This is a genomic window from Bellilinea sp., assembly GCF_034432615.1.
GTDB lineage: Bacteria > Chloroflexota > Anaerolineae > Anaerolineales > Anaerolineaceae > Bellilinea.
This window is the reverse complement of record NZ_DAOUBL010000104.1, coordinates 1-10,798: the sequence shown is the minus strand read 5'-3', so window position 1 is coordinate 10,798 and position 10,798 is coordinate 1. Positions and strand designations below refer to the sequence as shown.

Genomic DNA, 10,798 nt, shown 5'->3' with positions numbered 1-10,798 from the left:
CCCCCAATCTGCGGCCGGAGATTGATGTTGAAAATCTTTCCCCCGCCCAAGATGTCCTCGCTGAAGCCGAATTTCACATCCGCTCGCGTCAGATTGGGGGATTGCAATCCTATCGTTCCATTCTGGCAGTAGAACCGCTTTCTGCGCCTTTCGCCTTTGCCAGAATGATTCGTTTCCTGAGCCGTATCAATAACCCTGCAAAAGGAGTCATGGGTGTTGATTTAGGGGCAGGCAACCTGATTGTAGCCACCGCTTTTCAGGGCAACTCCGAAGTGAGTGTGTTTCCAATGGGAACGGGAACGGGCATTGCCCAGGCATTGCGCGTCGTTCCGGTTTCGGAAATTGCCCGCTGGCTGCCCATTCACATCCCTGAAAGTGTGGTGGAAGATTATCTCTGGCATAAAACACTGCACCCTGCGCTGCTGCCCATCACCGCCGAAACGGTTGCCATTGAACAGGCTGCCATTCGCCAAATCCTGTGGAGCGGATTGAACCAGCACCGCGCCCGTTACCCCAATGCCCCATTACTAACCGAACCGATTCTGGCAGCCGGCATGCCTCTCACCCAATGGTCGCCCCAAATCAGCCTGATGATGCTGGCAGATGGACTTCAACCGTATGGGATTACCACCTTTGTTCAGGACGCGCATGGCCTGACAGCAGCGTTGGGCATTATCTCGACCAACAACACCATCCTGCCGGTTCAGGTCATTGAATCGAATGCGTATCTCAACCTTGGAACGGTCATCACGCCGCTCAGTAACGCCCGCTACGGGACAAGCATTCTAAGGGTGAAGGTGGAATACGAAGCCGGCAACCAGGTGAGTCTGGAAATTCGGCAAGGCAGCATAACCGCATTACCCATTCAGGCTGGACAAACTGCCAAAGTCCACCTTCAACCCCTTCGGCCGATCACGATTGACCCCACCGGCAAAGATACCACCCGCTCATTTAAAGTCATCGGCGGGGTGTGCGGTGTCATTGTGGATGCTCGCGGCCGTCCCATCTCTTTACCGGCAGATGCCGCCCGGCGGCGCGATATGCTCAAAAAATGGGCAGCCGGCTTTGGCGTATAAATCTGGTATAAAAGTTGCACTTTGTTGATTGAGGTCACAAGGAAAATGATCGCCACAGTCACCCACATTCTCCCATTGGCACACATTCGCCGGGCACGCATGTTACCGGGCAAGGGGCGCATTCTGGCGCGGGTTGGGCAGGAGGTCAACGCCGCTTATGTCGTTGCCGAAGCCGACCTGCCTGGCAGCCATATTCTGGTGGATGTGCGCCGCATTTTGGGGTTGAGAAGGGCTGAACAGGCGCATCGCTTGATCGAGAGAAAGGTTGGTGAACGGGTCGAAAAGGGAGATATTCTCGCCCAAACCGGCGGACTGCTCCCCAAAGTCATTCGCGCCCCGCTTGATTCGACCATCGTTTCCATTCAGCGCGGCCAGATTCTGCTCGAAAAAGCAGGGGAACATTTTGAACTGAAAGCAGGTTTGAATGGCGTTGTAAGCGAGGTGCTGGCCGAGCGCGGCGTGGTGATCGAAACCCACGGAGCGCTGATTCAAGGCGTTTGGGGAAATGGTCAAATCAACAGCGGCATGTTGCAATTTGCCGCTTCACAAGCGGATGAGGAGATTCATCGAGCCAATCTGGATATGAGTTTACGCGGTTCGATTGTTGTTGGCGGTTTCATCCATAAACCGGATGCGTTGGACGCCGCCGAAGAACTGCCGTTGCGCGGATTGATTGTAGGCAGCATCTCGGCCGCTTTGATTGCCGCTGCCCAAAAATGCACTGTTCCCATCATGGTCACCGAAGGTTTTGGACAAATCCCCATGAACCGCGCCGCTTTTCGATTGCTCAAGACCCATGAAAAACGGGAAGTATCCATTAACACCAACTGGAATCCGGAAATTGGCGAACGACCCGAGGTGGTTGTCCCATTGCCTTCGCAGGGTCAAACACCTATGGATGCGGTGGAGTTTACTGTTGGACAAACTGTGCGCATTCTCAGCGCGCCTTACGCAGGTGAAATCGGCACACTGACTGCCATCCGGCCGGCACGGGTCACCCTGCCGGGAGGTCTGCGAGCTCAGGTTGCCGAAATTCGTTTGGAAAATAACCAGCAGATTTCGTTACCACTTACAAACCTGGATGTGCTAGAATAACCTCTAGGAGAAGCACCCATGAACATAGACAATAACAGTCCTGAAGAAAACCCATTTGAAGAGTTCAAACCTGACTTTCAGGAAGAACAGCCACTTGAAGAAGAGGGCGAACCAAAAAGCAACAAAACCTTCTGGCTTGTGGTCGGCGTGATTGCCAGCGTGTTCGTGCTGGCGGTAGTGGTGATCATCATATTCGTGATCGTCAACCGCAACCGCGCCGGTGAATACACCCAGCAGGCCGCCCAAATCAACGCCCAAAATACGGCAATTGCCCAGCAGGCTACCGATATCTACGTACAGGAAATCCGGCGCATGACCGAAAAAGCCGTCCTGCCGCCGACCTGGACACCCACGGTAGTAGTGGTGATTGCCACCAGCACACCCCAACCGACGGCTACCTCTGGTGTCCTTGCGGAAGGTGACTCGGCTGCCCGTACGGCTACGGTCGCTGCCTTTCTTACCGCAGTGGCTCAGGGCAGTCCAACCGTTCCACCCACACCCGGTCCCGGCACAATTGTCCCCACTTCGACAGCCTTACCCAATACCGGTTTCATGGATGAGGTCGGTTTGCCCGGCATGTTTGGGGTGGCTCTGGCGCTGATCTTCGTGGTGCTGGTTGTCCGGCGGTTGCGGCTTTCCACCAGCGGTTAGTCGTCAGTGGTTTGAAACTTTATAGATAGCCGGCTGTCAACCGACACGCGGGTGCACTTGCTCCTCAAAAAAAGCCAATCCCCGGCGAAACCCGTCGGGGATTGTTGTTTTAACTCTAGCGACAGGTTGCATTTTCAGGCAACGCTGGCTGCAACTTCCTCTCCGTACCTTAACAGCTCTTTGACCATATCCATTGAACGCCCCTCTGCGTACACCCTCAAAACGGGTTCAGTGCCGGAGGGACGGATCAACAACCACGAATCATCGGACAAAATGTACTTAACCCCATCGCGGGTGCTGATCTCAATGATTTTTTCTCCGCCAATTTGAGCCGGGGCTTCATTTTGCAAACGGGCTGTCATCTTATCTTTGGCCACCGGATGCTTCAGACGCAGGTCGCGCCGTTCATAAAAAGCCGGTCCAACTTCTGCAAGTAAATCATCTACCAGATCAACCAGGCTCCCGCCGGAATCGGCGACCATTTCAACGATCAACAACCCCATTAAAATGCCATCTCCCTCAGGGATATGCCCTTTAAAGGAAATTCCGCCGGATTCCTCACCGCCGATCAGCACCTCTTCTTTGAGCATGTAATCGGCAATGTGATTGAAACCAACCGGGGTTTCGTGCAGAGGTAATTCATACTTGCGGGCAAGCCGGTCAATCATCCGCGTTGTGGATACAGTGCGAACCACCGAACCCTGCCAGCCGCGTTTCTTGACCAGATAACGCAAAGCCAGCGCCATAATTTTGTGCGGGTCCACAAAATTTCCGCGTTCATCCATGGCACCAATCCGATCCGCATCACCATCCGTCGCCAGGCCAAAACTACCGGCACCGGTAGCAATTGCCCCCGCCAGTGCCCCCAAATAACGGCTGATCGGTTCGGGATGAACCCCGCCAAAACCGGGATTCATTTCGCCACGGATCTCGAACACTTCGCAGCCCGTTCCTTGCAAAATCGAACGAATTACACCCCGCCCGGAACCGTACATCGAGTCCACTACAATCCGCTGAGGGTTTTCTGCAATCAGGTCAAAATCAATCAACTGGCGCAGGTGCTCGGTATAGGCTGGAATTGGATTAAAGCGTTGAATGAGTTTCAACTGGCGCGCCTGCTCAAACTCCATCAGGTTTGGACCGCGCGCCTGAGCTTCGTTATCGTTAAGGTAAACTTCCACCTTGCGGCATTGTTCAGGGGATGCCGAACCACCAAAGGCTGCTTTAAGCTTGACTCCGTTATAACGGGGCGCATTGTGCGAGGCAGTAATCATAATGCCGCCAATGGCATTCAAGTGGCGCACCGCATACGAAATTGCTGGCGTGGGTGCATCCGCTTGTGCCAGATGTACCGTGAAACCATTGGCAGCCAGCACGCGCGCGGCTTCTGCGGCATAGCGGTCCGAAAGAAAGCGGGTATCAAATCCCACCACCATCACCCGCGGATCCGGGCTGAGTCCATTCCCCGCGCCGTTCAGCCAGCCATCAGTTGCCACAGCATCGGCAATTGCCTGAGTAACCAGACGCAAGTTGTTGAAAGTGAAAGTATCCGAGATAACTGCACGCCATCCATCCGTGCCAAAGTGAATTGTCATACCAATCTCCTGTTGTGAAAATATATCAGGGTTATTCGCCCTGCATTTTACCTGTTTTTATTCCATTTACCATCCCGGTGCAGGGGTGGCAGTTGCAAGGAGAGCCTGCACCATCCAACCCACCAATCCGTTTTCAGTCCTCACCTGCACCCAAAGCGTATTCCCGTTCCCTTTAACCGGGTCGGAAATCACCTGAACAAGACTGCCATTTAACAAGGAAGTGAGTGCTTTTCCATCCGGTTCTTCGCGCACAATGGCGCCATCACTCTGAGGGGCAAATACCCGCGCCCAAACCGGGGTCGGTTGGGGAGTTACCGTCACAGTAGGCGTAAAGGTCGGTTGAATGGTCGCGGTAGGTGACTGTGTTGGCGGCGGGGGAGATGGGGTAAGGGTTGGTGTGGCGGGAGGTTGGGCTGGCGCCGTTGAAGTCCAGGTAAGCGTATGGGTTGGAGTAGGCAAAGTAGCCACCACGATGGGCTGGCTCGTCATTAATCCGGTGATCAGTACCACCGCAATCAGGCTGATGAGAATGATGGACGACCCCAGCGTATACCCAAATACATTGGCGGGTTTTAATCCCATCACAAACAAAACCATTGAACCGACCAGCGCTGACCATGCCAGATGAACAACAAACACGATGAGTCCATCCACCCAGGAGCCGGGCAGACCATAGCTCAACGAAAAGCCTGCCACCCCCAGCGGCAGCAATAACTCGTAGGCAATGGCTACGCTGGCAACCAGCGGCTTTTGACGGGGGGAACGCACCAGCATGTAGTTGGCAAGCCCAACCCCAATTGCCAGAACGATGAAATTGGGGATAGAAAACAGGGAAAAATTGACCGGAAGCGTAAGGGTGCTGCCCGGTAAAAACGCTTTGCCAATACCGCCAGCCAGCAGGCACAAACCAAAAATGAGCATACAGGCAATGACCAGACTGCCCAATGCTTTGAGGAAAAATCGGCCCGAGCCGACTACCACCGCCAGCGAAAGCCCCAAAACGGGGCCTAAAAATGGTGCAAACAACACAGCCAGTAAATAAAAAGCAGGCGAATCCAGTAAAATTGCGACACCCAGAATCACACCTGCCAGAAACGTGAAAAGGAAAAATTCATACCCGGGGGTTACCTGATGAGCGAGCTGCTCTAAAAAGGCTGAGCGCTCATCACCTCCTGCTGGCAGCAGCGAACGCCGGACGCGCCGCCGCCGGGCAGGCGGCAGACGATTTTCATCCTCAGGGAGCAAAGGTTCACTGCTTGGAATACTCATTGACGTAAGGTAGCAATCAGTCGAAGCGGTTTTTCCAGCAATTCCAGCGCACTCAAAATATCCGGCACAACAATATCGGCCGCCTGCAAGGCGGCGGTGGAGACCCCTTCGCGTGAAAACACACAAATTCCCAACGCCGCTTCCGCCAGCATTGCCGCATCATTAGCGCCCTGCCCAATCGCGATCACCTGAGCAGCGCCCAGCGAGCGGACAAATTCAGCCTTCTGTTCAGCCTGGTTGCCGGCTTTAAGGCGGTGGGCGGTCAAATTCAACTGGCGGTCAATCAATTCCTGCCTGCCGTGGGTATCGGCGGTGATCAGATGAATCGTCAGGCGGTCTTTTAAAATCGAGAGGCTGCGTCCAACCCCGTCTATCAGCCTGCCATCCAAGGCCAGTGTGCCATTCACATCACAAACCAGATGGTTGAGCCTTAATTCGCCGCGGCCGGGAATGTTTATCTCAATCATAAGACAATTATAATACAGACTTAAAAAAGCATTTCCGGGTAAAATTAGCCCATGTCCTCCCTCCTGTCTTTCCGAAAAATGTTAATCGCTTCTGTGCTATTGATGGTTGGATTACTCGGCGCCTGTACCACCAACCCGACCAGTGTTCCAACATCCCAACCAACCAGTTATTCCAATGGCGAAAACCAGCCCGGCCCTGTCCAGCCGTCACCCACCACCCCTTTGCCCGGCCTGGTCTGGCTGGTTATCCCCCCCGGCGGAGAAATGACCGCCACCAGTATCCAACCCTGGCTGGAACAAAAAGCCGCCGCAGATAATCTCACCCTTGAGATACGAACGCCGGCTGATCTGAACACTCCACCGGAGAATCTGCAACTGGTCGTCTTATCCACAGCCGATTCGCAGACCACCGAGTGGGGTTCGCGCTTTCCCAATCTGAGGCTGATCATCCTTAACGACGATTCTACCCCAGCCTCCCCGAATGTCAGTGTAATCCGTTCCTCTAAGGCGAATCAGGCGTTCATCGCCGGTTTCATTACCACACTCGTGGCTCCCGACTTTCGCTCCGGAGCGATGTTTCGTCAGGATGATCCGCTTGTAAACCAGATGGAGGATGCTTTTAAGAACGGAGGCCGTTACCTGTGCGGCCGGTGCGCCCCGGTTTTCGCCCCAATTGTGTTGTTCCCTCAGACGACAACTTTTTCCCCAAATTCAGACCCGCAAGGCTGGGTTGGCGCGTTTGATGCGCTCCAGCAAAACCGTTTGGAAACCATCTACCTTTCCGACTCCGCTCTCTTGCAGCCGGCCTTGCTCGATCAGATTACACGCCAGAATATTGCCATTTTGTCCGTCATACCCGCTCCGGAGGAGTACCGCAATCAGTGGATTGCCACGCTGCAAGCGGATTGGCTTACCGCGCTGGAAAAGGCATGGCAAAACTGGCGAAACGGCGACGAAGGCAGCCTCTGGCAGGCCGTCACACAGATTAGCGAGGTCAACCCGGAGCGCCTGACCGAAGGAAAATTGGAACTGGTGCGGAAAACCTTGCGGGAACTGGAAGAAGGCTGGATTTACCCCCTCAGCGTTCCCTGACCGGATTTTTCTGGACTGCCCATGAACGGCTCTGCCGTCTCCGATCCGGGGGCGTTGATGCCCTCCCGGCGCAGCACTTTCCACAAAGTCAGGGCGAGAATTTTCACATCCAGCCATAACGACCAGTGGTCCACATACCAAACATCCAGCCGAAACTTTTCTTCCCACGTCAGCGCATTGCGCCCGTTGATTTGCGCCCATCCGGTGATTCCCGGCAGAACCTCATGGCGGCGGGCTTGTTCCGGGGTGTAACGGGGTAGATATTCCACCAGCAACGGACGCGGCCCAACCAGACTCATTTCACCGCGCAGGACGTTGAACAGCTCCGGCAATTCATCCAGGCTGGTGGAACGTAAAAATTTACCCAGTCGTGTCAGCCGTTCGGCATCCGGCAGCAGGTTGCCGTGCCTGTCCACGGCATTACGCATGGTGCGGAACTTGTAGAGGGTGAAAATTTTGCCCCCCAGACCGGGGCGCGGCTGTTTGAACAAAACCGGGCTGCCTTCTTTGAGGTAGATGACCAGAGCAATGATACCCATGAGCGGCAAAGCAATGACCATTCCCAGCAGGGTGATCACCAAATCGAATAGCCGTTTTTGCAGTGGTATACTCTTCATACAACGCCAGATGAATTATAATTCAGCCAATTCCAAAGCGGGAGCCAAACAATGAAACTGGAGATTACTATTGAATATTGTGCAGTCTGACGTTACACCGAAAGAGCCATCAGTTTGATGGTAAGTCTGCTCAAACAACATGAAGCACGTATCGAACGAATGACCCTGATTCCCTCCGATGGAGGCTGCTTTGAAGTAACCGTCAACGGAAAGTTGATCTACTCCAAACTGCAAACCCATCGTCATGCCGAACCCGGCGAAGTTCAAAATTTGCTCTTATCTTTCATCAAGGAAGGCGGTTAAGTTTATGGCAAAAAAAGGAAGAGTTTTCTCCGGTGCACGCCCTACCGGGCGGCAGCACTTAGGCAATTATCTCGGCGCCATGCTGAATTATGTTGCCCTTCAGGAAGATTACGATTGCATTTATTGCATTGTGGATGTGCATGCCCTGACCACGCTGGAAACCACCCTCGACCTGCGCCAAAACACCTATGAAATGGCCCTGGACTGGCTGGCAGTGGGTATCCGCCCGGAGGAATCGATTGTCTTCGTCCAGTCCCATGTGCCGCAGGTAATGGAGCTGCATACCTACCTTTCGATGGTTACGCCGCTGGGCAAACTAACCGATTTACCCACCTTCAAAGAAAAAGCCCGTGAACAGCCTCACAACGTCAATTATGGTCTGGTGGGCTACCCGGTATTGATGACCGCTGATATCGTGCTTTACAAAGCGGATGTGGTGCCGGTTGGCGTGGACCAGGCACCCCACCTGGAATTTGCCCGCGAAACAGTACGCTCGTTCAACCATCGCTACAATACACAGGTACTGATCGAACCTCAAATGAAAGTAACTCAGGTGCCCAAAGTCATCGGCATTGACGGTCAGCAAAAGATGAGCAAAAGCCTGAACAACCACATTGAACTGGCTGCCACGCCGGAGGAAACCCGCCAGCGTGTCATGCAAATGGTCACCGACCCCCAGCGCATCCGCCGCAGCGACCCCGGAAACCCGGCTGTCTGCAATGTATTCAGTATGCACAAAATCTTCTCCAGCCCGGAACAGGTGGAAATGGTCAACACCGAGTGCCGCCGGGCAGGAATTGGCTGCGTGGACTGCAAGAAACTGTTTGCTGAAAACCTGAACAATCACCTGCTGCCCTTCCGCCAGCGCCGTGAAGAAATCTCCAAAAATCCGGATTACGTTTGGGACGTGCTGAAAGATGGCGCCAAACGTGCCGGTCAGATTGCCGAAGCAACCATGGTGGAAGTGCGGCAGGCAATTGGGTTACCCTGATGCGTGCGGTCATTCAACGCGTCAGACGTGGAGCGGTCAGCGTGAATGACCGGCGGATTGCCGAAATCGGCAAAGGGCTGGTCATTCTGGTCGGCATTGGACCGGCGGATACGGCTGATACTGCTCAGGCGCTGGCGCGCAAAATTGCCCAGCTGCGCATCTTTGAAGATGAATACGGCAAGATGAACCTTTCCCTGCTGGAGATTGGCGGGGAAGCCCTGGTTGTTTCACAATTCACCCTGTATGCCGATGCCCGCAAGGGTAACCGACCCTCCTTCACCGAATCGGCCCCCCCCGAAGTGGCTGCCCCTCTGGTTGACCAGTTTGCCAATTTTATGCGCGATCTCGGTGTTCCCGTCCAGTGCGGTGAGTTTGGTGCCCACATGCTGGTTGAAATTGAAAACGATGGGCCGGTTACCATCTGGCTGGAAAAATAGTGCGTAAAAATTGTTGACGCGCCGTCCGGAGATGTGGTAATATCATTTACGAACCGGCTGCATGAAAGAAAAGCGGACGGTTTTGTCTAAATAAACTTAACCAAAGGAAAAGAAAGGAGCAAGCCCATTAGCACAACAAATTATCGGGTAAACGAATCCATTCGGGTGCCAGAAGTACGCGTCATTGGCCCTAATGGCGAAAATCTGGGGGTTCTGCCAATCGAAAAGGCCCTGCGTGCCGCGCGGGAAGCGGAATTGGATCTGGTAGAGGTCGCGCCGGGGGCAACCCCGCCCGTCTGCCGGATCATGGATTTTGGCAAATTCCTTTATGAACGTACCAAAAAAGAACGCGAAGCCCGCAAATCTCAGACGAAAATCGAAGTCAAGGAGATTCGCCTTCGCCCCAAAACCAACGAACACCACCGCGGTTTCAAGACCCGTGATGCCCGCCGCTGGCTGCAGGATGGAATGAAAGTGCGGGTTACCGTTCGTTTCCGCGGACGGGAAATTACTTACCCCGAACTGGCGCTGGAAGATCTAAAGGAAATTGCCCAAGAACTGGCTGATATTTCCACCGTTGAACAAATGCCTTCCCTGGAAGGAAAAACCATGACCATGGTTCTTGCACCGGTCAAAGGTGGAAAGAAAAAAGCCGTCGAATCCACCGAAAAAGTAGCCAGCGAAGAGTAACTTCTGCCCTTTTTTTCAAGCCCGGCGTCTTGTTTGAATCCAAAAATCTGGTATAATGAGCGGTCGCGGAAGCAGACCGTTATACTATTTTTACGAGAGGAGAGTCACCGTGCCTCGCAAAGCAAAAGCTGGAAAAATCAAACTCAAGACCCACAAGGCAACCTCAAAACGGTTTCGCCTGACCGGGTCGGGCGTGCTTGTGCGCACCAAAGGCGGCAAAAGCCACCTGCGCCGCCGCACCTCCAAGCGCACAAAAGCCCTCTTCACCGAGATGCTCCCTGTTGAAGGGGAAAACATCATTAAACGGGTTCGTCGTTTGGCGCCTTATCTCGACAAGAAGGATTAAGGCCGGTTCGTTCATTCTTTTTTTAGTGCGGCTGTTGGGTGTTTGCAACAGGTGAACTCACCGGCGCCCAGGGGTTCGCAAAGGAGTAAGCAATGCGTGTAAAAGGTGGACCGCAAGGTCATCAACGACATAAGAAAGTTTTGAAATTTACCAAAGGCCAGCGCGGCAC

The 10,798-nt window shown here is 53.9% G+C and carries 12 protein-coding genes and 1 pseudogene; 9 read left to right on the top strand and 4 right to left on the bottom strand.

Translation table 11 applies throughout. The features are described 5' to 3' along the window. The 3 genes from VAE48_RS04920 to VAE48_RS04910 all read left to right on the top strand — a co-directional run. Positions 1 to 1,076, top strand: a 1,076-nt coding sequence (locus VAE48_RS04920) for a glutamate mutase L (RefSeq protein WP_322792204.1), incomplete at its 5' end; no start/stop codon positions are given. A 45-nt stretch (positions 1,077 to 1,121) separates the two neighbouring features. Further along, the gene (locus VAE48_RS04915; RefSeq protein WP_322792203.1) at positions 1,122 to 2,171 is read left to right on the top strand and encodes a hypothetical protein; all 1,050 of its coding nucleotides are present in this window, start codon (positions 1,122 to 1,124) and stop codon (positions 2,169 to 2,171) included. A gap of 18 nt (positions 2,172 to 2,189) precedes the next feature. Next, positions 2,190 to 2,822 (top strand): LPXTG cell wall anchor domain-containing protein, encoded by a 633-nt coding sequence (locus tag VAE48_RS04910; RefSeq protein ID WP_322792202.1) that lies wholly within the window; start codon positions 2,190 to 2,192, stop codon positions 2,820 to 2,822. 134 nt (positions 2,823 to 2,956) lie between these two features. Here VAE48_RS04910 and VAE48_RS04905 read toward each other — a convergent pair whose 3' ends face one another. From VAE48_RS04905 to VAE48_RS04895, 3 genes are all read right to left on the bottom strand, one after another. Continuing rightward, on the bottom strand, positions 2,957 to 4,417 hold the full coding sequence (locus VAE48_RS04905) for a phosphoglucomutase/phosphomannomutase family protein (protein WP_322792201.1): 1,461 nt from the start codon (positions 4,415 to 4,417) through the stop codon (positions 2,957 to 2,959). 66 nt (positions 4,418 to 4,483) lie between these two features. Beyond that, a complete protein-coding gene (locus tag VAE48_RS04900; RefSeq protein ID WP_322792200.1) occupies positions 4,484 to 5,686 on the bottom strand; it encodes an SH3 domain-containing protein in 1,203 nt (400 codons plus the stop codon). Then, on the bottom strand, positions 5,683 to 6,153 hold the full coding sequence (locus VAE48_RS04895) for a hypothetical protein (RefSeq protein WP_322792199.1): 471 nt from the start codon (positions 6,151 to 6,153) through the stop codon (positions 5,683 to 5,685). Before VAE48_RS04895 ends, VAE48_RS04900 begins: the two co-directional genes overlap by 4 nt. A 78-nt stretch (positions 6,154 to 6,231) precedes the next feature. On the opposite strand from VAE48_RS04895, the gene VAE48_RS04890 reads away from it, so the two are divergent. Then, a complete protein-coding gene (locus tag VAE48_RS04890; protein WP_322792198.1) occupies positions 6,232 to 7,245 on the top strand; it encodes a hypothetical protein in 1,014 nt (337 codons plus the stop codon). Here the strand turns inward: VAE48_RS04890 and VAE48_RS04885 are convergent. Further along, positions 7,224 to 7,862 carry a sugar transferase gene (locus VAE48_RS04885; protein WP_322792197.1) on the bottom strand — a complete coding sequence of 213 codons (639 nt, stop codon included), beginning with the start codon at positions 7,860 to 7,862 and terminating at the stop codon, positions 7,224 to 7,226. The two genes, VAE48_RS04890 and VAE48_RS04885, sit on opposite strands and share 22 nt — an antisense overlap. A 102-nt stretch (positions 7,863 to 7,964) precedes the next feature. Between VAE48_RS04885 and VAE48_RS04880 the strand changes: the two are divergent. The 5 genes and pseudogenes from VAE48_RS04880 to VAE48_RS04860 form a co-directional block, all read left to right on the top strand. Then, a pseudogene (locus VAE48_RS04880) lies at positions 7,965 to 8,165 on the top strand (Rdx family protein); the annotation flags it as partial. A 4-nt stretch (positions 8,166 to 8,169) separates the two neighbouring features. Then, on the top strand, positions 8,170 to 9,156 hold the full coding sequence (trpS, locus tag VAE48_RS04875) for a tryptophan--tRNA ligase (RefSeq protein WP_322792196.1): 987 nt from the start codon (positions 8,170 to 8,172) through the stop codon (positions 9,154 to 9,156). Continuing rightward, positions 9,156 to 9,593, top strand: a complete 438-nt coding sequence (gene dtd, locus VAE48_RS04870) for a D-aminoacyl-tRNA deacylase (RefSeq protein ID WP_322792195.1) — start codon at positions 9,156 to 9,158, stop codon at positions 9,591 to 9,593. Before trpS ends, dtd begins: the two co-directional genes overlap by 1 nt. A gap of 90 nt (positions 9,594 to 9,683) precedes the next feature. Further along, the gene (gene infC / locus VAE48_RS04865) at positions 9,684 to 10,283 is read left to right on the top strand and encodes a translation initiation factor IF-3 (protein WP_322792205.1); all 600 of its coding nucleotides are present in this window, start codon (positions 9,684 to 9,686) and stop codon (positions 10,281 to 10,283) included. 109 nt (positions 10,284 to 10,392) lie between these two features. Next, entirely contained in the window at positions 10,393 to 10,629 is a 237-nt protein-coding gene (locus VAE48_RS04860; protein ID WP_322792194.1) for a bL35 family ribosomal protein, read from the top strand. The last annotated feature ends 169 nt before the right edge of the window (positions 10,630 to 10,798 follow it).